Source organism: Mycobacterium sp. Panama NTM2 (assembly GCF_054355555.1).
Genome location: NZ_CM135953.1, coordinates 4,994,352 through 5,017,440 on the forward strand (window position 1 = coordinate 4,994,352; position 23,089 = coordinate 5,017,440).

A 23,089-nucleotide genomic window follows, 5' to 3' on the forward strand; every position below is an offset into this window, starting at 1 on the left:
GAGACACAAGGTGGACGACATGACCCAGGACCTCGCGGTCGCGGCCAAGAAGGCCGGCACCAAATTCATCCTCGCGCTGTTCGTCGACCTGCGCGGAAAGCCCTGCGCCAAATTGGTTCCCGTCGAGGCGATCGACCTCCTGGCCACCGAGGGCGTCGGCTTCGCCGGCTACGCCGTGGGTGCCATGGGCCAGGAGCCGAAGGACCCCGATCTGATGGCGCTGCCCGATCCGGCATCGTTCACCCCGGTCCCCTTCCTCAAAGAGGGCCTGGCGATCGTGCACTGCGATCCCCACGTCGACGGAGCGCCCTGGCCGTACGCGCCGCGGGTGATCCTCAGAAACCTCGTACAGCGTTGCGCGGACGCCGGTTTCGACCCGTGGGTGGGGGCAGAGGTCGAGTACTTCCTGCTGCGCCGCACCGACGACGGTGGCGTCGCGGTCGCCGACGCCGCCGACACCGCTTCTCAGCCCTGCTACGACGCCCGCGGTGTCACCCGCATGTACGACCACCTGACGGCCGTGTCGGCCGCGATGAACGGACTCGGCTGGTCCAACTACGCCAACGACCACGAGGACGGCAACGGCCAGTTCGAGCAGAACTTCACGTTCGCCGATGCGCTGACCACCGCTGATCGCGTCATCACGTTGCGCTACCTGTTGTCGATGATCGCCGCGGAGCGCGGCATGATCGCGACATTCATGCCGAAACCGTTCTCCGACAAGACCGGCAGCGGGCTGCACCTACACCTGTCGCTGACCAGCGCGGGCAACGCCGTGTTCCCGGCACAGGGTGACGACGGTCGGGGGCTCGGATTATCCGACACAGCTTACGGTTTCATCGGCGGCATCCTCGACCACGCCTGCGCACTGCAGGCGGTGATCGCGCCGACGGTCAACTCCTACAAACGGACCGGTGCGGTGTCCACACGGTCGGGCGCCTCCTGGGCGCCGCGGCTACCCACCTACGGCGGCAACGACCGCACCCACTACATCCGGGTTCCCGACGCCGAGCGCGTCGAGTTGCGCGGCGGCGACGGCTCGGCCAACCCCTACCTGGCGATCGCCGCGGCCCTGGGTGCGGGCATCGACGGAATCAAGCGCAGCGCAGACCCCGGGCCGGTGGGCTCGGGAACGAGCACTCGCGCACTGCCACCCACGCTGTTGCACGCCGTCGAGGAACTCGAGACCGATCCCGTCATCACCGGCGTCCTCGACGCCGCCGGGGACGGGGTCGCCGCGTACTTCGCCGGCATCAAACGCGAGGAATTCTTCAACTACCACAGTGCGGTCAGCCCGTGGGAGATCGACCAGTACCTGACCGCCTTCTGACGGCACGGAGGAAAACATGTGCGGCATCGTGGGGTTACACCTACGCACACCAGAGCTCTATCCGCGATTGGGCACCCTGCTGTCCGGCATGCTGTGCGAAATGGGCGACCGGGGAAGTGATTCCGCCGGTGTCGCGGTGTACGGGGATTCCACGTGGTCACCGCCCGGTCAGGGTTGCGTGTCGGTGGCTGATCTGGGCACCGGCCGGGCCGAGGACGTCGAGCTGATCCGGCGCACCGTCGCCACCGCCCTCGACGAGGACGCCGACGCCGTCGACGTGGTCGCGGTCGGTGACAGCCGCCTGTTGTCCTGCGACACCTCCTCGGAGGCGCTGCTGACGGCGGTGAAGGCCTGCTATCCGCAGGCCATCGTCGCCGGCTTCGGCTCCGACATGGCAGTCCTCAAAGGCGTCGGCCACCCGCGCGCGCTCACCGAGCAGTGGGGGCTCTCCGCCGCCCAGGGCTGGCAGGGCGTCGGGCACACCCGGATGGCGACCGAGTCCGCAGTGACCCCGTCGGGCTGTCACCCCTACGCCGTCGGACCGGGTCAGTGCATGGTGCACAACGGCTCGTTCGCCAATCACGCCACCATCCGCCGCGAACTGCGCTCGCGCGGTGTGATGTTCGACAGTGAGAACGACACCGAGGTCGGCGCCCGCTTCATCGCGGCGCAGCTGTCGGAGGGCCGCGACGTCGAGAGTGCCCTCAAGGAGCTCTGCGCGACCTTCGACGGCTTCTACACGCTGCTGGTGTCCAACCGCGATTCGTTCGCCGTCGTCCGGGACGCCATCGCATGCAAGCCCGCGGTCATCGCCGAGACCGCCGACTGGGTGGCGATGGCCAGCGAATACCGCGCCCTGTCAGGCCTTCCCGGCGTCGAGAGCGCGCGCATCTGGGAACCCGAACCGGAGGTCGTCTACGCATGGAGCAGGTAACGACTCGACTCGACCTCACCACCACCCCGCTGCGTGAGGTGAACACCGCACTGCACGCCCCGGATCTGCAGGGTGAGTTCGTCATCGCCCACCCGGCTGGCGCGCACAACGTCGCCGTCGGACTCGACGCCCCGGTCCGCGTCACGATCGACGGTCACGTCGGGTACTACGCCGCCGGCATGAACCAGCACGCCGACGTGGTGATCAACGGCAACGCAGGCACCGGTGTCGCGGAGAACATGATGAGCGGTTCGGTGTGGGTCAAAGGCAACGCCTCGCAGTCCGCCGGCGCGACGGCCCACGGTGGTCTGCTGGTCATCGAGGGCGACGCCGCGGCGCGGTGCGGCATCTCGATGAAGGGCGTCGACATCGTGGTGGGCGGCAATGTCGGCCACATGAGCGCGTTCATGGCCCAGGCCGGCCGGCTCGTTGTGCGCGGCAACGCCGGTGAGGCGCTCGGCGACTCGCTCTACGAAGCCCGCATCTACGTTCGGGGAGAGGTCGCCTCCCTCGGCGCAGATTGCGTCGCCAAGCCGATGCGCCCCGAACACCACGAGGAACTCGAACAACTGCTCAAGTCAGCAGGATTCGACGACGACGACACCGCCGCCTACACCCGCTACGGGTCGGCTCGATCGCTCTATCACTTCCACGTCGACAACTCTGCGAGCTACTGATGACCGACACAGACGATCGCGCCCGCCTCGGCCTGCGTGAGTCCGCCACGTTCGACCGCGCCACGATCGCGGCGATCCAGCGCGCCGCAGACACCGGCGTGTACGACATCCGCGGGTGGGGCGCCAAACGGCGGCTCCCCCACTTCGACGATCTGCTGTTCCTCGGCGCGTCGATGTCCCGGTATCCGCTGGAGGGCTATCGCGAACGCTGCTCCACCGATGTGGTGCTCGGTGATCGGCACGCCAAACACCCTCTGCACCTGGCCATCCCGGTCACCATCGCCGGCATGAGCTTCGGCGCCCTGTCCGGGCCGGCCAAGGAGGCGCTGGGCCGGGGTGCCAGCGAGGTCGGCACGTCGACGACCACCGGCGACGGCGGCATGACGCCCGAGGAGCGCGGCCAAAGCAAGCACCTGGTGTACCAGTACCTGCCGTCGCGGTACGGCATGAATCCCGACGATCTCCGCAAGGCCGATGCGATCGAGGTGGTGCTCGGCCAGGGCGCCAAACCCGGCGGCGGCGGAATGCTGTTGGGGCAGAAGATCTCCGAACGGGTCGCCGCGATGCGTACCCTGCCGCAGGGCATCGATCAGCGGTCGGCATGCCGTCACCCCGACTGGACCGGGCCCGACGATCTGACCATCAAAATCAACGAGTTGCGGGAGATCACCGACTGGGAGAAGCCGATCTACGTCAAGGTCGGCGCCACCCGCACCTACTATGACGTCAAGCTCGCGGTGCACGCCGGCGCCGACGTCGTCGTCGTCGACGGCATGCAGGGCGGCACCGCCGCCACCCAGGAAGTGTTCATCGAACACGTCGGCATCCCGACGCTCGCCGCGATCCCCGAGGCGGTGCGGGCGCTGCAGGAACTCGGCGTCCATCGCAAAGTCCAGTTGATTGTCTCCGGTGGCATCCGCAACGGTGCCGACGTCGCCAAGGCGCTGGCGCTGGGTGCCGATGCCGTCGCGATCGGCACCGCCGCTCTGATCGCACTGGGCGACAACCACCCCCGGTATGCCGCTGACTACGAAAAACTGGGCAGCGCAGCGGGTTTCTACGACGACTACCAGGACGGCAACGATCCCGCAGGCATCAGCACGCAGGACCCCGAGCTCGCCGCCCGCCTGGACCCGGTGGCTGCCGGCCAACGGCTGGCCAACTACCTGCGGGTGCTGACGATGGAGGCGCAGACGATCGCCCGTGCCTGCGGCAAGTCCCACGTCTGCCACCTCGAGCCCGACGACCTGGTCGCCGTCAGTATCGAGGCCGCGGCGATGGCGAAGGTCCCATTGGCAGGCACGTCGTGGATTCCGGGGCAATGAGCACGGCCGACGTCGTCATCGTCGGCGGCGGCCTCGAGGGCTGCGCGGCCGCGTGGGCGTTGGCCGAGCGCGGCATCACCGATGTCGCCATCGTCGAACGCAGCACCGTCGGGTCGGGCATGACCGGAAAGTCCAGCGGCATCGTGCGCTGCCACTACGGGGTGAGCTCACTGGCCGCGATGGCCGCCGTGGGCCTGGAGGTGTTCGAGCAGGCCGACGAGATCTTCGGCACCGACATCGGTTTCCGGCAGACCGGCTACATCGTCGGCGTGGGCGAGCCCAACGTCGACGCGTTGCGGAAGAGCCTCGCCGCTCAGCGCGCCGTCGGAGTGGACACCGAGGAGATCGACCATGCCGAGGTTGCGCGGATGTGGCCCGTCGCCGATCTCACGCCGTTCGCCGCGTTCGGCTACGAGGCCCGTGGCGGTTACGGTGACGCCTACCAGACCGCTCAGGCCTTCGCCACGACGGCCCGCGCTGCCGGCATCCGCCTCCGGCAAGGCTGCGCCGCAACAGGTTTGATCCAATCTGGGGACCGGGTGACCGGTGTGGCGCTGGCCGACGGCACCGAGATGTCCGCCGGCACCGTCGTCGTCGCGACCGGAGCATGGACGCAGCCGTTCCTCGCCCGCTACGGCGTCGAGGTGCCGATCCGCGTCGTACGCGAACAGATCGTGCTGATCGACCCCGGTGTCGATCTGGGTCCGGTGCCGGTGTTCTCCGACCTGGTGTCGCTGCAGTACGTGCGGCCCGAGACCGGCGGCGAAATACTGTTCGGCAACAGCGATCTCAGCGATGCGCAGACCGCCGATCCGGACAACTACCTCAACCGGGCGACCGAGGAGTTCGTCGACATCACCGTCGACAAGGTCGGCACCCGCTTCCCCGGCCTCCCCGACGCCGTCATCACCAGCAGCTACGCGGGTTGCTACGACGTGACTCCCGACTGGAATCCGGTGATCTCGCGCACCGGTCTCGACGGCCTGGTGGTCGCGGCCGGCTTCTCCGGCCATGGGTTCAAGATCGCACCCGCAGTCGGCCGGCTCGTCGCCGACATCGTCGTCGACGGCCACAGCCGCGATCCACGCATCCCGGCGTCGGACTTCCGGCTGTCCCGCTTCGCCGACGGCGACCTGCTCACCACGCCGTACCCGTACGTCGGCGCGGGAGAGATGCGCTAGACAGGTGAGCTGTGACCTCCGCTGACGAGCACGCGCCGCTGCTGCGCAACAAGTCGGGCACGGCCCGGGATCGCGACCCCGCCGAACCCGTCGACGAACTCGAGATCGAAGCGGCGATCGGCCGCAACGTGCGGCTGCTGCGGTTGCAACAGGGCCTCACCGTCGCCGACACCGCCGCACGCATCGGCATCTCGAAGGCGATGATGAGCAAGATCGAGAACGCACAGACCTCCTGCAGCCTGTCCACGCTCGCACTGCTGGCCAAGGGCTTCGACGTGCCGGTCACCAGCCTGTTCCGCGGCGCGGACGTCGAACGTCCCGCCGCGTTCGTGCGGGCAGGCACCGGGGCACGGATCGTTCGCGAGGGCACCCGCGAAGGCCACGACTACGAGCTGCTCGGCTCGCTGCGCGGCGAGCACAAGCGGCTGGAGTGTCTGCAGGTCACGCTGTCGGAAAAGAGCCAGACGTATCCACTGTTCCAGCACCCGGGCACGGAGTTCATCTACATGCTCGAAGGGGTCATGGACTACAGCCACAGCCGCTCCGTCTACCGGCTGCACCCCGGCGATTCGCTGCAGTTCGACGGCGAGGGCGCCCACGGTCCCGTCGACCTGGTCGAGGTGCCGATCCGCTTCCTGTCGGTGATCGCGTTCCCCGACTCGCACGTCTGAGCGCGCCGAGTGTGCGTCGCGATACGCCTGCCGCGGCGTGTCGCGGATTACACCGCACACCCGCGGCCCGTTTTGCCCGACGCGCCCTCGGGAGTACAGTCACTGGCGTGCAGCGGGTGCTCCTTCTCGGACGCCGCGACGGGGTCTGATCCAGACTGGCCTCCCGTCGCGGGTATTCGCGATGCGCCGGTCTGAGAATCCCTAGACCAACCCGGAGCCCACCATCATGACCGAGAACTTCACGCCCGACGCTTTCCATTCGGTACGCACCATCACCACGCCCGCCGGCCCCCGCCGCGACGGCCAGCCCGCCTGGAACACCCAGCGCGCCTCGTCCATGCCGGTCAGCCGGTACCGCAGCTTCGCCGCCGAGGTCGAGCCCGTCACACTGCCCGACCGCACGTGGCCCGACAAGGTCATCGACACCGCCCCGCTGTGGTGCGCGGTCGACCTGCGCGACGGCAACCAGGCGCTGATCGACCCGATGAGCCCGGCCCGCAAACGGCGCATGTTCGACCTGCTGGTCCGGATGGGCTACAAGGAGATCGAGGTCGGCTTCCCGTCGGCCAGCCAGACCGACTTCGACTTCGTCCGAGAGATCATCGAACAGGGCGCGATTCCCGACGACGTGACGATCCAGGTGCTGACGCAGTGCCGCCCCGAACTGATCGAGAAAACGTTCAAGGCCTGTGAGGGCGCGCCTCGGGCGATCGTGCACTTCTACAACTCGACGTCGATCCTGCAGCGCCGCGTCGTGTTCCGTGCCGACCGCGACGCCGTGAAGAAAATAGCGACCGACGGCGCGCGGATGTGCGTCGAGGAGGCCAAGAAGTACCCCGGCACGCAGTGGCGCTTCGAGTACTCGCCGGAGTCCTACACCGGCACCGAACTGGAATACGCGGTCGAGGTCTGCAACGCCGTCGCCGAGATCGTCGCGCCGACGCCCGAGGTGCCGCTGATCGTGAACCTGCCGGCGACGGTGGAGATGGCCACGCCCAACGTCTACGCCGACTCCATCGAGTGGATGAACCGGCACCTGACGCCGCGGGACTCGATCATCTTGAGCCTGCACCCCCACAACGACCGCGGAACTGCTGTCGCAGCAGCCGAATTGGGTTATCAGGCCGGCGCGGACCGGATCGAAGGATGCCTGTTCGGCAACGGCGAGCGCACCGGAAACGTGTGCCTGGTCACACTGGGCCTGAACATGTTCTCCCGCGGCGTCGATCCGCAGATCGACTTCTCGAACATCGACGAGATCCGCCGCACCGTCGAGTACTGCAACCAGCTGCCCGTCCACGAACGCCACCCCTACGGCGGCGATCTGGTGTACACCGCGTTCTCGGGAAGCCATCAGGACGCGATCAACAAGGGCCTGGACGCGATGAAGTTCGACGCCGATGCCGCGGACAAAGACGTCGACGACATCTTGTGGCAGGTTCCCTACCTGCCGATCGATCCGAAGGACGTCGGGCGCACGTACGAGGCTGTGATCCGGGTCAATTCGCAGTCCGGCAAGGGTGGCGTGGCCTACATCATGAAGGCCGATCACGGGTTGGCGCTGCCCCGACGGCTGCAGATCGAGTTCTCCGCGGCCATCCAGGCCATCACCGACGGTGAGGGCGGCGAAGTGTCGCCCAAGGAGATGTGGGACGCGTTCTACGAGGAGTACCTGGCACCGATCACCCCGCTGGAGCGCATGCGGCAACGCGTCGACGCAGCCGAGGTCGACGGCGGTACCGACACCATCACCGCCGTCGTCAAGGTCGACGGAACCGAACGTGAGATCGTCGGAGCCGGTAACGGACCACTGGCCGCGTTCTGCGACGCGCTGGGCGCCATCGGTTACCACGTCAACGTGCTGGACTACTCGGAGCACGCGATGTCCTCGGGCGAAGAGGCGCAGGCCGCGGCCTACGTGGAGGCGGCGATCGACGGTCACACCGTGTGGGGTGTGGGGATCGCCACCTCGATCACGACGGCCTCGCTGCGCGCGGTGGTGTCGGCGGTGAACCGGGCCGCCCGGCGCTGATCCGGCCGGGGGGGCTCGTGCGCCGCGCAGGAGTGACCGAGAAATGACTTGTGCTGATTGGCGTTTCACGCACCTCGTGGCGGGAAGCCTGTCCAACATGAAGCTCAATTTCACTTTCGGTTCTCTGCTCACCCTCGCCGCTGCCGCGGCGATCTCGTTCGCACCCGCAGCGGCCGCTCAGCCGGAATGCGCGACGCCGCACGGCGCCGCTGACGGCACGCCGTGCGCAAACGTCGCCCCCGGCGGCGGGACGACGAACACGGGTCCGGCCGCGAGCCAGGGTGGCACCAATCCCTACATCGGCGGTGCAGGCTGCATCCCCGGCCGGGTGTGCAACAACGGCGACGATTAGATCGTTTCGCCAGCGTGGTCGCTGGCAATTCACAGCAGCATGAAACTCATCACCTTCGGAACAGCCCTGCTGACCGGGGCCGCCGCGACGGTCATCGCGATGGCTCCGGTCGCCGGTGCACAGCCCAATGTGCCGTGTGACGATCCGGGCGGCGCCTCGCGTGGCGCCGCGTGTGACGCCCCGGCACCCGAGGGTGGTCCGCCGCCCATCGTGGGCGAGATCCCGCCGGGCCAAGACGGTATGCCCGATGTCGCGGGATGTACCCCGGGACGCATCTGCGAAGCGCCCTGAGTCAGAACAGCGCGAGTTGGTCCTCGCCCAGGTCGGAGCCGACGAAGTCCTCGACCTGGGCGCCACCGACGACCGACACCACCGCGTCCATGAACTCGCCCGACGACATCACCGGCACCCCGAGTTCTCTCGCCTGAAAGCCTTTGCCCTGCTGCGTATCCGGCACATCGTTGACGATCAGCGACGTGTGCTGGTCGACCGATTCCGTGTATGCCAGACCGGCGTGCAACATCCGTTCGATCAGTTCCTCGTAGGTCCGATCCACGTCGGCGACTGCGATACGCATGCCCTGGACCAGGGGCCGGCCGGGGACGTGGCGGCCAGGGTTGGCGTATGCGCACGGAAGCCGGGCGGCGATAGCCTTGAGTGGACGCAACTCGCCGTGGGTGACTCGCCCGTTCGGCCAGGCTCGACGCGACACCGGGTGCACCGGTAGCCAGGCGCGGCGTTCACGCGCGCGCACCAGAACCGGTTTGAGTATCTGCGCGAGCACCATCGCGTCGTCGAGGGCATCGTGCGGGCGCATCTGGGTGACGCCCCAGTGCGCGGCCAACGTCTCCAGTCGCAGGTTCTCCGTCCCGAGGTCCAGCCGTCGGGCCAATTCGACCGTGCACATCACCGTGTCGGTCGGCAGCTCAGCCCCCACCATCTCCGCTTCGGCGGCCAGGAACGAATAGTCGAATCCCACGTTGTGGGCCACCAGGGTCCGTCCCCGCAGCACGTCGCACAGGTCAGAGACCACATCGGCGAACGTCGGCTGGCCGGCCAGCATCTCTGCGGTGAGCCCGTGGATGTGGGTGGGGCCGGGGTCGACCCCCGGATTCAGCAGCGTGTACAGGCTCTTCTCGACGTTGCCGTCATCGCTGAGCGCGAGCGCGGCGACGCTGACGACACGGGCCTGCCCCGGCCGGAAACCGGAGGTCTCGACGTCGACGACCGCCCACCCGGCGCCCGCGTGATCGGCGGGCCGACCCCAGGTGCTGACGGCGGTTGAGCTCACCGTCTGAGAATGGCACGCAGCTCCGACAAGCCCTGCTCCCCACGCCGCGTGTCGGGCCCTTCTCTAAACTGCCGGGAATGGTTTCGGTACGCGGACGAGCTGCTCTCGCAGCCGGTGCAGGCGCCCGGTGGGCATCGCGTGTCACCGGCCGCGGTGCCGGCGCGATGATCGGCGGCCTCGTCGCGATGACCATCGACGGGTCGATCCTGCGCCAACTCGGGCAGGGCCGCCGCACGGTCGTCGTCACCGGCACCAACGGCAAGTCCACCACCACCCGGATGACGGCCGCAGCGCTGGCCACCCTCGGACCCGTCGCCACGAACGCCGAGGGCGCCAACATGGACGCCGGGCTGGTGGCCGCGCTCGCCTCCGCACCGGACGCGCCGCTGGCCGCGCTCGAGGTCGACGAGATGCACGTCCCGCACGTCAGTGACGCCATCACGCCCTCGGTCATCGTGCTGCTCAATCTGTCGCGAGATCAACTCGACCGGGTGGGTGAGATCAACCACATCGAGCGGACCCTGCGCGCCGGGTTGGCCCGGCACCGGGCGGCGGTGGTGGTCGCCAACTGCGACGACGTCTTGATGACCTCGGCGGCTTACGACCACCCCCATGTCGTGTGGGTGGCTGCCGGCGGCGGCTGGGCCAGCGATTCGGTGAGCTGCCCCCGCTCGGGTGAGGTGATCGTGCGCGACGGCGCGCACTGGCGCTCGACGGGCTGCGATTTCCACCGGCCCACCCCGGCGTGGTGGTACGACGACACGCACATCCACGGCCCCGACGGTCTGAGCCTGCCGATGACGCTCACCCTGCCGGGCATGGTGAACCGGGGCAACGCGACCCAGGCTGTCGCCGCGGCCGTCACCCTCGGCGCCGATCCCGTCGCGGCCGTCGCCGCCGTGTCGGCCGTCGACGAAGTGGCCGGCCGCTACCGCACCGTTCCGGTCGGCCCGTCGCACACGGCCCGCCTGCTGCTGGCCAAGAATCCCGCCGGGTGGCAGGAGGCGCTGTCGATGCTCGACCGCGACGCAGCGGGTGTGGTGATCTCGGTCAACGGTCAGGTACCCGATGGCGAGGACCTGTCCTGGCTGTGGGACGTCCGCTTCGAGCACTTCGAGAACGTGCCGGTGGTCGCCGCCGGGGAACGCGGCACCGATCTCGCGGTGCGCCTCGGCTACGCCGGCGTCGAGCACACGCTGGTGCACGACACGATGGCCGCGATCCGCAGCTGCCCACCCGGCCACGTCGAGGTGCTCGCCAATTACACGGCGTTCCTCCAGCTGAACAGGCGGCTGCCATGAGCGAGTCCGCGGTCCGCATCGGGCTCGTCCTGCCCGACGTGATGGGCACCTACGGCGACGGCGGCAACTCGCTGGTGCTGCGGCAGCGGCTGCGGTTGCGCGGCATCGACGCCGACATCGTCGAGATCACGCTCGACGATCCCGTGCCCGCCGAGCTGGACATCTACACCCTCGGCGGCGCCGAGGACTACGCGCAGCGGCTCGCCACCAAGCATCTGGTGCGCTATCCCGGTCTGCAGCAGGCGGTCTCGCGCGGCGCCCCGGTGCTGGCGATCTGCGCGGCGATCCAGGTGCTGGGCCATTGGTACGAGACGTCCGCCGGGGAACGGGTGGCCGGCGTGGGTCTGCTCGACGTCACGACCTCACCGCAGCCCGAGCGGACGATCGGCGAAGTGGCCTCCACACCGCTGATCGACGGGCTCACGCAGCCGTTGACCGGCTTCGAGAATCACCGGGGCGGAACCGATCTGGGTGCAGAGGCGCGACCGCTGGCCGCGGTCACCAAGGGCGCAGGCAACCGCGCGGGCTCCGGGGTGGACGGTGCCGTCCAGGGCAGTGTCGTCGCGACCTATCTGCACGGCTGCTGCTTGGCGCGCAATCCCGAGCTCGCCGATCACCTGCTCGCCAAGGTGGTGGGACCGCTTGCGCCACTGCCCCTTCCGGAGGTCGACAAGCTGCGGCAGGAACGGCTGGCAGCGCCGCGACGCGTGTAGATCAGCGGGCGGCCACGATGCCGTGGCGATAGGCGTACACGATGGCCGCCGGACGATCCCGCAACCCCAGTTTGCCGAAGATGCGGCCGATGTGACTCTTCACTGTGACACCGGAGATGACGAGTTCCTCGGCGATCTCACTGTTGGAGCGGCCCTTGGCGACCAGCGTCAGCACGTCGAGTTCCCGCGGCGTCAGCTCCCGCACCGCCTCGGGCGCGGGATCGGCGGCCGCCGTGCGATAGGTGGTCAGCACCCGCGCGGTCACCGACGGGTCCAGATACCCGTCGCCGCGCGCGACGGCGTGCACCGCCCGGATGAGTTCCTCGGCAGGCGAATCCTTCAGGACGAATCCGGCTGCGCCCGCACGTAATACGCCCGAGAGCAGCTCCTCGTCGCTGAACGTGGTGAGCGCCAGCACCGGCGGCCCGCCACGGTCGGTCAGGGTTTGCGTCGCCTCGATCCCGTTGACGCGCTTCATTCGCAGATCCATGACGACCACGTCGGGCCGGTGCTCGGCCACTGCCGCAGGCACCTCGTCGCCGTCGGAGCATTCGCCGACGACGACGATCCCGTCGCGGCGCCGCAGGATGCGGCGCAGGCCCGAGCGCACCAACTCCTGGTCGTCGACGAGCAGCGCACTCACCGGGTCGGGGGTCACAGTGCACCGTCCCGCACCACGCAGCCGGGCCGACCGTCGACGGGGATGACCGCGCGCACCGACCACCCGTCACCGTCGGGTCCCGCCTCCAACGTGCCGCCGAGCAGTTTGATCCTCTGCCGCATGCCGCGCATGCCTCGCCCTTCGAGTTGCGCACCTGCGCCCGCGACGGGAACCGGAACCCGATTCACGATCGCGAGCCGCGCCACGTTGCCGACGTCGAGCGCGACCGACGTCGCCGCCTCCGGCGCGTGCTTGGCGACATTGGCCAGCGACTCCTGCGCGATGCGGTACAGGGCCAATCCCTCGCCCGCGGAGATCCGGTCGACGTCCCCGGTGATGCGCAACGACACCGACAACCCGGCCCGCACGAAATCCTTCACGAGCGCGGCCAGATCGCCGATGCCGGGGTTGGGGACCGCCGTGCCGGCGGCGTCGGCGAGCAGGCCGACAGTGTGGCGGATGTCGGCCATGGCCTGGCGGCCGAGACGCTCGGCCTGCTCGAGTGCCGCCACCGCCTCGTCGACATCGCGGTCGACCTGCAGATCGCGTCGCGCACCGGTGACGTGCAGCAGCGTCACACTCAACGAGTGCGCGATCACGTCGTGGACCTCGCGGGCGATCCGGCGCCGCTCGTCGGCGGCGGCGTGTTCGGCGAGTTTGGCCTGCGCCCGCCGCTGTTCGATCAGCAACTCCTGCTGGGTCCGCATCAGCGAGCCGACGAGCAGGCCGATCGCAATGAATGTCAGGTAGAGCCAGGGAGTTTCGAGCCGTCCGGCCCACATTGCTGCACCGACGAGCGCCGCCGCGGACAGCGCCACCAGCAGACTGGCGCGCGTCGAGGTGAACGCACCGATCATCCCGGTCAGCAGACTGAGCAGCAGCGGTGCGAAGTCCCCGCTGATCGGTGTCGGGAACGCGAACAGGAGCAACGCGGTACTCGCCATCCACGCCAGCCACACCGTGGCCGCCTCGACCGCCACGGGCACCCGCCGGTCCAGGAAGAAGAACACGACATCGGGCACGATCGCGATCAGCAACGCGACGGCGGCGATCCACCAGTGCGACCACGGTCGCTGCAGTGCCGCGATCACCGAGACGACCACCATGGTCACGTCGACGCTGATGACGAACGGCCAGGTGTAGCCGCCCGGCATGTCCTCGGCCTTGCGCGCGGCGTACCCGCGCACGCGGTGCCGCAGCGCATCGAGCATCGGCCCAGTGTAGGAGCGGTCCGGAAACCGCGACACCGCCCGCGGTAGGCATTCGCCCTCCTACCCCGGTAGGAGGCGAACCTGCGCTTCAGGGACGATGCGCCCGTGCGCGACACTGCCTACCGTCGACGTATGGGTAACGGACTGGCGACCTGGATGCGCTGGACAGCACTGCACGGCATTCCCCGAGCCGTCCTCTCGTCGCGCGCCCGCCGGGGAGAACCGATGGCGACACTGAGCCTGGGTCGCGACGATCCGTCCGGACGGCTGCGCCGCATCGAAGAGATCCGCGCGGCCGGCCCGCTGGCCCGCACTCCCCTGGTGTTGGTCAGCGCCGATCACGCGGTCTGCCGCAGTGTGCTGCGCGACAACGACTTCGTGGTCGCCGATCCCGCGGAGACGGGCCTGCCCGAGGTCATCGCGCGCGTCATGCGCCGGCTCGACCCGGGGCTGCCCAATCCCGTCGAGTCACCGTCGATGCTGATGACCGATCCTCCCGAGCACACCGGTTACCGCAAGATGGTGTCGCGCAGCTTCACCCCTCGCGCCATCGCCACACTCGACTCCCGCATCGACGAGCTGACCCTCGCACTGCTCGACGGGCTCGACGGCCGCGACGAGGTGGACCTGATCTCCGACTACGCCGCGCAGGTGCCCGCCGCGGTGATCAGCGATCTCCTCGGCGTGCCGATCGCCGACCGACAGCGAATCCTCCGCTGGGGCAACCGAATTGCTCCGCTCCTCGACATCGGTATCACCTGGTCGGCCTACCACGGCGCGATCACCGAACTGCGGGACGTCGAGGCGTATCTGCTGGAGCACTTCCGGCGGCTGCGCGCCGAAGGTTCCGACGGCACGCCGTTCAGCACCATGGCCCTCGAGGGCGGCCTCACCGACCGCGTGCTGCGGGCCAACGCGGCGCTGCTCGTGGGCGCGGGGGTCGAGACCACAGTCAATCTCATCGGCAACGGCATCGTCGCACTGATGAATCACCCGGACCAGCTCGCGCTCCTGCGCGACGATCCCGATCTGTGGCCGTCAGCCGTCGAGGAGATGCTGCGTTTCGACAGCCCGGTGCAGATGACCGCGCGCGAGGCCAGCCGCGACACCGAGATCGCCGGGGTGCCGATCCCGCGCGGCACCGCGGTGGTCCTGCTGCTCGGGGGCGCCAACAGGGATCCCCAGGTCTTCGACCAGCCGGACCGTTTCGACATCACCCGGCCGAACGCTCGCGAACATCTGGCGTTCGGCAGCGGCATCCATGTCTGCCTGGGCGCCGCGCTGGCCCGCAACGAGGCGGTGACGGCATTGCGGGCCCTGTTCGACCGCTACCCCGACCTGCGGCCGTGTGGCGCACCCGAGCACCGGGGTCTGGTGAACCTCAACGGCTACCGCCGGATGACGGCCCGGCTCCGGCACGAGGCCGTCACGCGCACAGCGTCGTGACGAGGGAGAGCGGCAGCGGGCACCCCCTCTCCCGCAGCGCTGTGGCGACGCGGGACAGCCAGGCGTCGGGCCGGTCCTCGGCGATCACCCGGATGACGATCCAGTCGCGCTGCTCCAGCATCCGTAGCCGGGTGATGTCGTTGACGTAGGTCCGGCGGTCGGTGCGGTGATGGTCGCCGTCGTATTCGACGGCGACGCCGTACTCCGGATAGGCGAGGTCGAGAAACGCGACCGGCCGCGATCCGTCGAGCACCGGGTACTGCGTCTCGGGCCGCGGAAAGCCGTTGTCGTGCAGCGCAAGCCGAATCGCGCTCTCGCGCGGGGACGCCGCACCGCCGTCGACCAGGGGCAGCAACTCGCGCAGCTGGGCGACGCCCCGCACCCGCGGATACCGCTGCGCCAGCTCGGCCACCTCGGCGATGTCGAACCGCTGGTTCCACATCAGCGCATCCAGCCGGGCCAACGCCTCGGTGCGTTCGAGGTGACGACCGAGATCGAACGCCGTACGCACCCGAGTGGTGACGGGCAAACCGCCGACATCGGTGATTTCATCTGCTGCCAGGCGTTCGGTGCGCAACAGAAGACCGTCCTGCGGCCGGCCTTTGGCTCCGGTCACCTCGATGGGTTGCCGCGCATCCACCCACGGCGCCCCGTGCAGCGCGGACGCGGTCACCCCGGCGATCACCCCGTGCCTACCGGTGGCCAACCACGCACCGATCGCACGGTCTTTGAGCGAGATCTCCCCGCCGGCACGGACGAAGACGCCGCGGTAGAGCTTCGTGTAATCACGGCGCAGTTCGTGCCGGGTCACCACACCCGCCCGGACCGCCTCGCCGCCGAGAATGACCCTGTTCATGCAGCCATCCTGACAACGGCCACCGACATGTGAGCGACATCCACGTTCTGCAGCGAAAGTGCGAGTGATCGCCGACAAAACGTGGGTTTGGCCGGCGTTGCGGCTCAGGTCTCCCGATCAGGCCATCGCACGACGACCGGCGAGCGCCCGGCCGAGCGTCAGCTCGTCGGCGAATTCCAGATCCCCGCCCATCGGCAGACCCGACGCGATACGCGTCACCGTCAACCCCGGGATGTCGCGCAGCATCCGCACCAGGTATGTCGCAGTCGCCTCCCCCTCGGTGTTGGGGTCGGTCGCGATGATCACCTCGGCGACCTCCACGCCGTCGACACGCTCACCGATCCGGTTCAGCAGTTCCCGGATCCGCAGCTGGTCCGGGCCGATGCCCGAGAGCGGATCCAGCGCCCCACCCAGCACGTGATAGCGCCCGCGGAATTCTCGCGTCCGCTCGACGGCCTGGACGTCCTTGGGCTCTTCGACCACGCACACCAGCGACGCGTCCCGGCGCGGGTCCGCACAGATGCGGCAGCGCTCCTCGTCGCTGACGTTGCCGCACACCGCGCAGAACGTCACCCCGTCGCGCACCTTGTTCAGCACCGCGGTCAGCCGGTCGATGTCCGGCGGTTCGACGGACAGCAGGTGGAATGCGATCCGCTGGGCGCTCTTCGGGCCGATCCCGGGCAGCTTGCCGAGCTCGTCGATCAGGTCCTGAACGGGTCCTTCGAACAAGTCACATCCCCGGCAGGCCGGGGAATCCCTGGCCGCCCATGCCGCCCGCCAGCGGGCCGAGCCGGTCATGGGCCAGGATCGTGACCTGCTTCGCGGCGTCGGAGATCGCCCCGACGATGAGGTCCTGCAGGGTCTCCACGTCCGACGGGTCGACCACCTTGGGATCGATCGCCACGCCGACGACCTCGCCGCTGCCCCGCATCGTGACCTGCACCAGGCCGCCTCCGGCCTGACCGTGCACCTCCGCGGCGGCCAGCGCTGCCTGCGCCTCCATCAACTGCTGCTGCATCTGCTGCGCCTGGGCGAGCAGTGCGGACATATCGGGTTGGCCACCAGGCTGCATGCTGATCCTCTTGCGGGTTGATTGCGTGTCGGTATCGACTTGGTTGCGCTCACGCCGAAGCGGCGCTCAGGGCTTCCAGCGTAGTCGGGAGGCGGGCTACCGTGGCGCGGTGCTGATGAGAGCCCCTCGCCGTGTCGGCGCCCAGATCCTCGCCGGGCTGCTCGTCGCGGCCTCCACACTCGCCGCACCAGCACACGCCGCCCCCTCCAACATCGCCGGCATGATCGTGTTCCTCGACCCGGGTCACCAGGCGTCGATGGCTGGCCTGAGCCGCCAGGTCCCCACCGGCCGCGGCGGCACCAAGGACTGCCAGGCCAGCGGCACGGCCACCGACGACGGCTACCCCGAGCACACGTTCACCTGGGACACCACGCTGCGGGTGCGGCAGGCACTGACGGGTCTCGGGGTGCGGACGGCGATGTCGCGCGGCGACGACACGGGGCCGGGGCCCTGCGTCGACGAACGCGCCGCGATGGCCAACGCGATCCGGCCGAACGCGATCGTCTCGATCCACGCCGACGGCGGTCCGCCGACCGGGCGCGGCTTCCACGTGCTCTACTCGTCGCCGCCGCTGAACACGGCCCAGGCCGGGCCCGCGGTGCAATTCGCCCAGGTCATGCGCGACACGATGGCGGGCTCGGGGATTCCGCCGGCGACCTACATCGGATCGTCGGGGCTCAACCCCCGCGCCGACATCGCCGGGCTGAACCTGGCGCAGTACCCGTCGATCCTCGTCGAGTGCGGGAACATGAAGAACCCGATCGACTCAGGGCTGATGAAGACACCCGAGGGCCGCCAGAAGTACGCGGACGCGATCGTGCGCGGCGTGGTGGCGTTCCTGGGCGCTCAGCGCGGTTAGACGTCAGCCGAGGGTGCCCTCGACGCCCTCGGTGCCCTCCACCTCACGCTTGAGGTTGCCCAGCACCTCGGCCTGGATCTTGCGCAGGCCGATCGGCGCGAACGTCTTCTCGAAGAACCCACCGATGCCGCCGGCGCCCTGCCAGGACGTCTTGACCGTCACCGACGACCCCGGCCCGGCCGGTGCGACCGTCCAGTTGGTCACCATCGACGAGTTGGCGTCCTTCTCGATCACGGTGCGGCCGGCCACGTCGACGGTGGCCTTGACGTCACGCGAGCGGGACTTGGTGGCTTGCAGTTTCCACGTGACGACCGTTCCTGCGCCCTGACCGCCCTCGAGCACTCGGTAGCCGCTGTAGTGCTCGGACAGGATCTTCGGCCGCATCGCCTGGTAGTCGGCGACGGCGCCGAGCACTGTCGCGGGGTCGGCGTCGATCAGAACCGTGCTGGACGCGCTGACCTGTCCCATCGGTGGAACTCCTTGTCGTCGAGTGGGTGCGGTCGCATCGGGTGCGACCGCGGACTAGCGTATATGTGTGGCAGCGGGCTCGATCGACACGTGGGCCGCGCACGCCGATGGTGTGCAGCGGCTCCTGACCAGCTACCGGGCGATCCCGGCAGGCGCGACCGTACGCCTGGCCAAGCCCACCTCGAATCTGTTCCGCGCCCGCGCCAAGACCACGGCGCCCCGGTTGGACGTCTCCGGCCTGACCGGTGTGATCGCCGTCGATCCCGAATCACGCACCGCCGACGTGGCCGGCATGTGCACCTATGAAGATCTCGTCGCCGCGACACTGCCGTACGGACTCTCACCCCTGGTCGTTCCGCAGCTGAAGACGATCACCCTCGGCGGCGCCGTCACCGGGTTGGGCATCGAGTCGACGTCGTTCCGCAACGGTCTGCCGCACGAGTCGGTGCTCGAGATGGACATCCTCACCGGCACAGGCGAAATCGTGCGCACGTCGGCCACCGAACACCCCGATCTGTTCGCAACCTTCCCCAATTCGTATGGCACGCTCGGGTATTCGGTTCGGTTGAAGATCGAGCTGGAGCCGGTCAAGCCGTTCGTGGTTCTGCGCCACCTGCGCTTCCACTCCATCGCCGAGCTCGTCGAGGCGATGGACCGCATCATCGAAACGGGCGGCTGGAACGGCGAGCGGGTCGACTACCTCGACGGTGTCGTGTTCACCGCCGACGAGAGCTACCTGTGTCTGGGCACACAGTCGGCCACGCCGGGCCCCGTCAGCGACTACACCGGCCAGCAGATCTACTACCGGTCCATCCAGCATCCGGCCGGGGAGAAGCACGACCGGTTGACGATCCATGACTACCTGTGGCGCTGGGATCCCGACTGGTTCTGGTGCTCACGGGCTTTCGGCGCCCAGAACCCTCGGATCAGGCGCATCTGGCCGCGACGCCTTCGGCGCAGCAGCTTCTACTGGAAGCTGATCGGCTACGACCAGCGCTTCGACATCGCCGATCGCATCGAGAAGCGCAACGGCCGGCCACCGCGGGAGCGGGTCGTGCAGGACATCGAGGTGCCGATCGAGAACACCGCCGAGTTCGTGGAATGGTTCCTGGCCACGATCCCGATCGAACCGATCTGGTTGTGCCCGTTGCGCCTGCGCGAATCGACGAGTTCAGCTGATGGCTGGCCGTTGTATCCGATTCGGCCGCAGCACAGTTACGTCAACGTCGGATTCTGGTCCTCGGTGCCTATCGGGCCGCAGGAGGGGTACACGAACAAGATGATCGAGCGGAAGGTCAGCGACCTCGCCGGACACAAATCCCTGTACTCGGACGCCTTCTACTCGCGGGAGGAGTTCGACGAGCTCTACGGCGGCGAGGTGTACACCACTGTGAAGAAGACCTACGACCCGGACTCACGGTTTCTGGACCTGTATGCGAAGGCGGTGCGGCGACAATGACGACCTTTCGAGAGACGGCCGAGGCCCCGAAGCTGACGCTGGCCGAGATCCTGGAGATATTCGCCTCGGGCACGCAGCCGCTGAGGTTCACCGCCTACGACGGCAGCAGCGCCGGGCCCGACGACGCCGATCTCGGCCTGGATCTGCTGACCCCGCGCGGCACCACCTACCTCGCGACCGCTCCCGGTGATCTGGGCCTGGCGCGCGCCTACATCTCCGGCAACCTCGACATGCGGGGTGTGCACCCTGGTGATCCGTACCCGTTGCTCAACGCGCTGACCGAGAAGCTGGACTTCAAGCGGCCTTCGGCGCGGGTGCTGGCTCAGATCATCCGTTCGATCGGCATCGAGCACCTCAAGCCGATCTCACCGCCGCCACAGGAGGCGCTGCCACGTTGGCGCCGCTTCGCAGAAGGACTGCGGCACAGCAAGACTCGTGACGCCGAGGCCATCCATCACCACTACGACGTGTCGAACACCTTCTACGAGTGGGTGCTGGGGCCGTCGATGACCTACACCTGTGCCTGCTATCCGCGGCCGGATGCGTCGTTGGAAGAGGCGCAGGAGAACAAATACCGATTGGTGTTCGAGAAGCTGCGGTTGCAGCCCGGCGACCGGTTGCTCGACGTCGGCTGCGGTTGGGGCGGCATGGTGCGCTACGCGGCCCGGCACGGCGTGAACGCGATCGGCGTCACGCTGTCCCGCCAGCAGGCCGAGTGGGCCCAGAAAGCCATCGCCGACGAGGGATTGGGCGATCTGGCGCAGGTGCGCCACAGCGATTACCGCGACGTGCGGGAATCCCAATTCGACGCCGTGTCCTCGATCGGTCTGACCGAACACATCGGGGTGGCCAACTATCCGGCCTACTTCCGGTTCCTGAAGTCCAAGCTGCGCACCGGTGGGTTGCTCCTCAACCACTGCATCACCCGGCACGACAACCGACACGGCGCCGCTGCGGGTGGGTTCATCGACCGCTACGTGTTCCCCGACGGGGAGCTGACCGGGTCCGGCCGCATCATCACCGAGATCCAGGACGTCGGCCTGGAGGTGCTGCACGAGGAGAACCTGCGTCACCACTACGCGATGACGCTGCGGGACTGGTGTCGCAACCTCGTCGCCAACTGGGATCAGGCGGTCGACGAAGTGGGGCTGCCCACCGCCAAGGTGTGGGGTCTGTACATGGCGGCCTCGCGAGTGGGCTTCGAGCAGAACGCGATTCAACTGCACCAGGTGTTGGCCGCGAAGCTCGATGAACATGGCCGCGACGGCGGCCTGCCGCTGCGGCCCTGGTGGACCGCCTGACCGCTCACCCGTCGATACGGCGCGCGCCCAGCTCGCTCTGCAGCAGCTCCAACGCCGCTTCCTCCGGGTCGCGGCGGGGGGCGGCGGGGTCGATCGTGCCGGCCTCGGCCAGCATGCTCTCCTCGTCGTCCCCGTCCGGCGGTGGTGGCGGCTCGTCGGGTATCCGGCGCGGCTGAGCGGGCGCAGGCGCCGCGGCGGGTGCGGAGCCCACCTCGCAGCGCACGGCCCAGTTCACCCCCAGCGCGTCCTTGAGCGCCTCCCGGATGACGTCGGCGTTGCGCTGCTCGGTCAACCGTTTGGCCAGCGGCGCCGACTCGTGGCTGAGGATCAGCGTGCCGTCCTCCACCGCGCGCACGATCGCCCCGGCCAGCATCACCTCGGTGGTGCGGCTGCGCTCCCTGACCTTCTCGCGCACCGTGGTCCACATGCTGCGCACGGCCGCGGCGTTCGGCTCACCCGCCGCGACCGCAGCCGCGGGGGTGACGGGTGGGACTTCGACCGCGGGCGCAGCGGGCGGGCGCACCGGCGGCGGTGACGAAACCGGTTCGGGCGCCGCAGGTTCCGGTGCGGCGGGAGCCGGCGCAGCAGGTGCGGAAGGCGCCGGTGCCGCCGGCCTCGGTGGCGCCGCCTGCGGGGCGGGCGGTGGTGTCGGCGGTGTCGGCGGTGCGGCGGGCCGAACGGAAGGCTGCTCGACGGCTTGTTCCGCCACCTTGGTCTTGCGGACGTACTGCTTGACCGGCGCCGCGGCAGCAGGGGTGGCGCCCCCGTCGGCGGGGATCGACATGTCCAGGCGGGTCTCGATGCGTTCCACCCGCTGCAACAGCGCGGACTCGGTGTCGCTGGCCGACGGCAGCAGCAGGCGCGCGCACACCACTTCGAGCAGGAGCCGCGGCGCCGTCGCTCCGCGCATCTCCCCCAGCCCGGCGTGCACCACCTCGGCGTAGCGGGTCAGCGTGGCCGTCCCGATCCGCGCCGCCTGATCGCGCATCCTGTCCAACTCGTCCTCGGCCCCGTCCACCACGCCGCGGGCGACAGCGTCCGGCACGGCCTGCAGCACGATCAGGTCCCGGAACCGCTCCAGCAGATCCGTCGCGAAGCGGCGCGGGTCGTGGCCCGCGTCGACGACACCCTCGACCGCGCCGAACAACGCCGCTGCGTCACCGGCGGCGAGCGCATCGATCGCATCGTCGATCAGCGCGACGTCCGTGGCCCCCAGCAGCGCCAGTGCACGCTGGTAGGCGACATGGTTCCCGTCGGCGCCGGCGAGCAGTTGATCGAGGACCGACAGCGTGTCTCGCGGTGAGCCGCCGCCGGCCCGGATGACGAGCGGGTACACCGCGTCGTCGACGTCGACGCTCTCCGAGGCGACGATCTTCTCGATCAGTGACCGCATGATGCGGGGCGCCAGCAGCCGGAACGGATAGTGGTGGGTGCGCGAGCGGATGGTCGGCAGCACCTTCTCCGGCTCGGTGGTGGCGAACACGAAGATCAGGTGGTCCGGCGGTTCCTCGACGATCTTGAGCAGGGCATTGAAACCCTCCTTACTGACCATGTGCGCTTCGTCGATGATGAAGATCCGGTACCGCGATTGCGCAGGGGCGTAGAACGCGCGGTCCCGGAGTTCACGGGTGTCGTCGACCCTGCCGTGGCTGGCGGCGTCGAGCTCGGTGACGTCGACGCTGCCCGGACCGTTGGGCGCCAACGCCACGCACGACGGGCACACCCCGCAGGGCGTGGAGGTCGGGCCCTGCTCGCAGTTCAGCGACCGCGCCATGATGCGCGCCGAGGACGTCTTTCCGCAGCCCCGCGGCCCCGAGAACAGGTACGCATGGTTGATGCGGCCCGAGTTCAGCGCGATGGACAACGGCTCGGTGACGTGTTCCTGGCCGACGACCTCGGCGAAGGTCGCCGGTCGGTACTTACGGTAGAGAGCCACGGAAGCAGGCTAC

General features: G+C 68.9%; 23 protein-coding genes. 15 read left to right on the plus strand and 8 right to left on the minus strand.

What is annotated here, in order from left to right; all coding sequences use genetic code 11:
• Nucleotides 1-19: 19 nt before the first annotated feature.
• The 9 genes from glnT (at nucleotide 20) to ACXYX3_RS23970 (ending at nucleotide 8,793) form a co-directional block, all read left to right on the plus strand.
• A complete protein-coding gene (gene glnT, locus ACXYX3_RS23930) occupies nucleotides 20-1,330 on the plus strand; it encodes a type III glutamate--ammonia ligase (protein WP_458609282.1) in 1,311 nt (436 codons plus the stop codon).
• Between the two features lie 16 nt (nucleotides 1,331-1,346).
• The gene (locus ACXYX3_RS23935) at nucleotides 1,347-2,264 is read left to right on the plus strand and encodes a class II glutamine amidotransferase domain-containing protein (protein WP_241204674.1); all 918 of its coding nucleotides are present in this window, start codon (nucleotides 1,347-1,349) and stop codon (nucleotides 2,262-2,264) included.
• On the plus strand, nucleotides 2,252-2,941 hold the full coding sequence (locus ACXYX3_RS23940; protein WP_458609283.1) for a GltB/FmdC/FwdC-like GXGXG domain-containing protein: 690 nt from the start codon (nucleotides 2,252-2,254) through the stop codon (nucleotides 2,939-2,941). The genes ACXYX3_RS23935 and ACXYX3_RS23940 overlap by 13 nt, the downstream gene beginning before the upstream one ends.
• The gene (locus ACXYX3_RS23945) at nucleotides 2,941-4,266 is read left to right on the plus strand and encodes an FMN-binding glutamate synthase family protein (protein ID WP_458609284.1); all 1,326 of its coding nucleotides are present in this window, start codon (nucleotides 2,941-2,943) and stop codon (nucleotides 4,264-4,266) included. The genes ACXYX3_RS23940 and ACXYX3_RS23945 overlap by 1 nt, the downstream gene beginning before the upstream one ends.
• Nucleotides 4,263-5,447 (plus strand): NAD(P)/FAD-dependent oxidoreductase, encoded by a 1,185-nt coding sequence (locus ACXYX3_RS23950; protein ID WP_458609285.1) that lies wholly within the window; start codon nucleotides 4,263-4,265, stop codon nucleotides 5,445-5,447. Before ACXYX3_RS23945 ends, ACXYX3_RS23950 begins: the two co-directional genes overlap by 4 nt.
• Nucleotides 5,448-5,458: 11 nt before the next feature.
• Nucleotides 5,459-6,118, plus strand: a complete 660-nt coding sequence (locus ACXYX3_RS23955; protein ID WP_241204678.1) for a helix-turn-helix domain-containing protein — start codon at nucleotides 5,459-5,461, stop codon at nucleotides 6,116-6,118.
• Between the two features lie 226 nt (nucleotides 6,119-6,344).
• Entirely contained in the window at nucleotides 6,345-8,150 is a 1,806-nt protein-coding gene (gene leuA, locus ACXYX3_RS23960; RefSeq protein WP_458609286.1) for a 2-isopropylmalate synthase, read from the plus strand.
• 97 nt (nucleotides 8,151-8,247) lie between these two features.
• Complete coding sequence (locus ACXYX3_RS23965; RefSeq protein WP_458609287.1) at nucleotides 8,248-8,502, plus strand: hypothetical protein; 255 nt, start codon at nucleotides 8,248-8,250, stop codon at nucleotides 8,500-8,502.
• 39 nt (nucleotides 8,503-8,541) lie between these two features.
• The gene (locus tag ACXYX3_RS23970; RefSeq protein WP_241204681.1) at nucleotides 8,542-8,793 is read left to right on the plus strand and encodes a hypothetical protein; all 252 of its coding nucleotides are present in this window, start codon (nucleotides 8,542-8,544) and stop codon (nucleotides 8,791-8,793) included.
• A gap of 1 nt (nucleotide 8,794) precedes the next feature.
• Here the strand turns inward: ACXYX3_RS23970 and ACXYX3_RS23975 are convergent, their stop codons facing one another.
• Nucleotides 8,795-9,793, minus strand: coding sequence for a DEDDh family exonuclease (locus ACXYX3_RS23975; protein WP_458609288.1), 999 nt, complete (start codon nucleotides 9,791-9,793; stop codon nucleotides 8,795-8,797).
• 77 nt (nucleotides 9,794-9,870) lie between these two features.
• Between ACXYX3_RS23975 and ACXYX3_RS23980 the strand changes: the two genes are divergently transcribed.
• Both ACXYX3_RS23980 and ACXYX3_RS23985 read left to right on the plus strand, forming a co-directional pair.
• Nucleotides 9,871-11,094 (plus strand): Mur ligase family protein, encoded by a 1,224-nt coding sequence (locus ACXYX3_RS23980; protein ID WP_458609289.1) that lies wholly within the window; start codon nucleotides 9,871-9,873, stop codon nucleotides 11,092-11,094.
• A complete protein-coding gene (locus ACXYX3_RS23985; protein ID WP_458609290.1) occupies nucleotides 11,091-11,807 on the plus strand; it encodes a type 1 glutamine amidotransferase in 717 nt (238 codons plus the stop codon). The genes ACXYX3_RS23980 and ACXYX3_RS23985 overlap by 4 nt, the downstream gene beginning before the upstream one ends.
• A 1-nt stretch (nucleotide 11,808) precedes the next feature.
• On the opposite strand, the gene ACXYX3_RS23990 is transcribed toward ACXYX3_RS23985, so the two are convergent.
• The gene (locus ACXYX3_RS23990) at nucleotides 11,809-12,465 is read right to left on the minus strand and encodes a response regulator (RefSeq protein ID WP_458609291.1); all 657 of its coding nucleotides are present in this window, start codon (nucleotides 12,463-12,465) and stop codon (nucleotides 11,809-11,811) included.
• Nucleotides 12,462-13,679, minus strand: a complete 1,218-nt coding sequence (locus ACXYX3_RS23995; protein WP_458609292.1) for a sensor histidine kinase — start codon at nucleotides 13,677-13,679, stop codon at nucleotides 12,462-12,464. Before ACXYX3_RS23995 ends, ACXYX3_RS23990 begins: the two co-directional genes overlap by 4 nt.
• 132 nt (nucleotides 13,680-13,811) lie before the next feature.
• On the opposite strand from ACXYX3_RS23995, the gene ACXYX3_RS24000 reads away from it, so the two are divergent.
• Complete coding sequence (locus ACXYX3_RS24000) at nucleotides 13,812-15,125, plus strand: cytochrome P450 (RefSeq protein ID WP_458609293.1); 1,314 nt, start codon at nucleotides 13,812-13,814, stop codon at nucleotides 15,123-15,125.
• Here ACXYX3_RS24000 and ACXYX3_RS24005 read toward each other — a convergent pair.
• The 3 genes from ACXYX3_RS24005 to ACXYX3_RS24015 form a co-directional block, all read right to left on the minus strand.
• On the minus strand, nucleotides 15,106-15,981 hold the full coding sequence (locus ACXYX3_RS24005) for a hypothetical protein (RefSeq protein WP_458609294.1): 876 nt from the start codon (nucleotides 15,979-15,981) through the stop codon (nucleotides 15,106-15,108). The two genes, ACXYX3_RS24000 and ACXYX3_RS24005, sit on opposite strands and share 20 nt — an antisense overlap.
• Before the next feature lie 117 nt (nucleotides 15,982-16,098).
• Nucleotides 16,099-16,710: a recombination mediator RecR gene (recR, locus tag ACXYX3_RS24010; protein WP_143815683.1), complete on the minus strand. Its 612-nt coding sequence runs from the start codon at nucleotides 16,708-16,710 to the stop codon at nucleotides 16,099-16,101.
• 1 nt (nucleotide 16,711) lies between these two features.
• Nucleotides 16,712-17,053, minus strand: coding sequence for a YbaB/EbfC family nucleoid-associated protein (locus tag ACXYX3_RS24015; protein ID WP_458609295.1), 342 nt, complete (start codon nucleotides 17,051-17,053; stop codon nucleotides 16,712-16,714).
• Between the two features lie 115 nt (nucleotides 17,054-17,168).
• Between ACXYX3_RS24015 and ACXYX3_RS24020 the strand changes: the two genes are divergently transcribed.
• Nucleotides 17,169-17,912, plus strand: a complete 744-nt coding sequence (locus tag ACXYX3_RS24020) for an Rv3717 family N-acetylmuramoyl-L-alanine amidase (RefSeq protein ID WP_458612209.1) — start codon at nucleotides 17,169-17,171, stop codon at nucleotides 17,910-17,912.
• Nucleotides 17,913-17,915: 3 nt separating this feature from the next.
• On the opposite strand, the gene ACXYX3_RS24025 is transcribed toward ACXYX3_RS24020, so the two are convergent.
• Complete coding sequence (locus ACXYX3_RS24025) at nucleotides 17,916-18,380, minus strand: SRPBCC family protein (protein WP_458609296.1); 465 nt, start codon at nucleotides 18,378-18,380, stop codon at nucleotides 17,916-17,918.
• Between the two features lie 67 nt (nucleotides 18,381-18,447).
• Between ACXYX3_RS24025 and ACXYX3_RS24030 the strand changes: the two genes are divergently transcribed.
• Together ACXYX3_RS24030 and ACXYX3_RS24035 are read left to right on the plus strand one after the other, a co-directional pair.
• Nucleotides 18,448-19,839 carry an FAD-binding oxidoreductase gene (locus tag ACXYX3_RS24030; RefSeq protein ID WP_458609297.1) on the plus strand — a complete coding sequence of 464 codons (1,392 nt, stop codon included), beginning with the start codon at nucleotides 18,448-18,450 and terminating at the stop codon, nucleotides 19,837-19,839.
• Nucleotides 19,836-21,140 (plus strand): class I SAM-dependent methyltransferase, encoded by a 1,305-nt coding sequence (locus ACXYX3_RS24035; protein WP_458609298.1) that lies wholly within the window; start codon nucleotides 19,836-19,838, stop codon nucleotides 21,138-21,140. The genes ACXYX3_RS24030 and ACXYX3_RS24035 overlap by 4 nt, the downstream gene beginning before the upstream one ends.
• Nucleotides 21,141-21,144: 4 nt before the next feature.
• On the opposite strand, the gene ACXYX3_RS24040 is transcribed toward ACXYX3_RS24035, so the two are convergent.
• On the minus strand, nucleotides 21,145-23,076 hold the full coding sequence (locus ACXYX3_RS24040; protein ID WP_458609299.1) for a DNA polymerase III subunits gamma/tau: 1,932 nt from the start codon (nucleotides 23,074-23,076) through the stop codon (nucleotides 21,145-21,147).
• Between the last annotated feature and the right edge of the window lie 13 nt (nucleotides 23,077-23,089).

Coding starts and splice junctions, on each gene's coding strand:
- glnT (WP_458609282.1), top strand. CDS start 20: ATGACCCAGGACCTCGCGGTCGCGGCCAAGAAGGCCGGCACCAAATTC.
- ACXYX3_RS23935 (WP_241204674.1), top strand. CDS start 1,347: ATGTGCGGCATCGTGGGGTTACACCTACGCACACCAGAGCTCTATCCG.
- ACXYX3_RS23940 (WP_458609283.1), top strand. CDS start 2,252: ATGGAGCAGGTAACGACTCGACTCGACCTCACCACCACCCCGCTGCGT.
- ACXYX3_RS23945 (WP_458609284.1), top strand. CDS start 2,941: ATGACCGACACAGACGATCGCGCCCGCCTCGGCCTGCGTGAGTCCGCC.
- ACXYX3_RS23950 (WP_458609285.1), top strand. CDS start 4,263: ATGAGCACGGCCGACGTCGTCATCGTCGGCGGCGGCCTCGAGGGCTGC.
- leuA (WP_458609286.1), top strand. CDS start 6,345: ATGACCGAGAACTTCACGCCCGACGCTTTCCATTCGGTACGCACCATC.
- ACXYX3_RS23965 (WP_458609287.1), top strand. CDS start 8,248: ATGAAGCTCAATTTCACTTTCGGTTCTCTGCTCACCCTCGCCGCTGCC.
- ACXYX3_RS23970 (WP_241204681.1), top strand. CDS start 8,542: ATGAAACTCATCACCTTCGGAACAGCCCTGCTGACCGGGGCCGCCGCG.
- ACXYX3_RS23980 (WP_458609289.1), top strand. CDS start 9,871: ATGGTTTCGGTACGCGGACGAGCTGCTCTCGCAGCCGGTGCAGGCGCC.
- ACXYX3_RS23985 (WP_458609290.1), top strand. CDS start 11,091: ATGAGCGAGTCCGCGGTCCGCATCGGGCTCGTCCTGCCCGACGTGATG.
- ACXYX3_RS23995 (WP_458609292.1), bottom strand. CDS start 13,679: ATGCTCGATGCGCTGCGGCACCGCGTGCGCGGGTACGCCGCGCGCAAG.
- ACXYX3_RS24000 (WP_458609293.1), top strand. CDS start 13,812: ATGGGTAACGGACTGGCGACCTGGATGCGCTGGACAGCACTGCACGGC.
- ACXYX3_RS24005 (WP_458609294.1), bottom strand. CDS start 15,981: ATGAACAGGGTCATTCTCGGCGGCGAGGCGGTCCGGGCGGGTGTGGTG.
- ACXYX3_RS24015 (WP_458609295.1), bottom strand. CDS start 17,053: ATGCAGCCTGGTGGCCAACCCGATATGTCCGCACTGCTCGCCCAGGCG.
- ACXYX3_RS24020 (WP_458612209.1), top strand. CDS start 17,169: ATGAGAGCCCCTCGCCGTGTCGGCGCCCAGATCCTCGCCGGGCTGCTC.
- ACXYX3_RS24025 (WP_458609296.1), bottom strand. CDS start 18,380: ATGGGACAGGTCAGCGCGTCCAGCACGGTTCTGATCGACGCCGACCCC.
- ACXYX3_RS24035 (WP_458609298.1), top strand. CDS start 19,836: ATGACGACCTTTCGAGAGACGGCCGAGGCCCCGAAGCTGACGCTGGCC.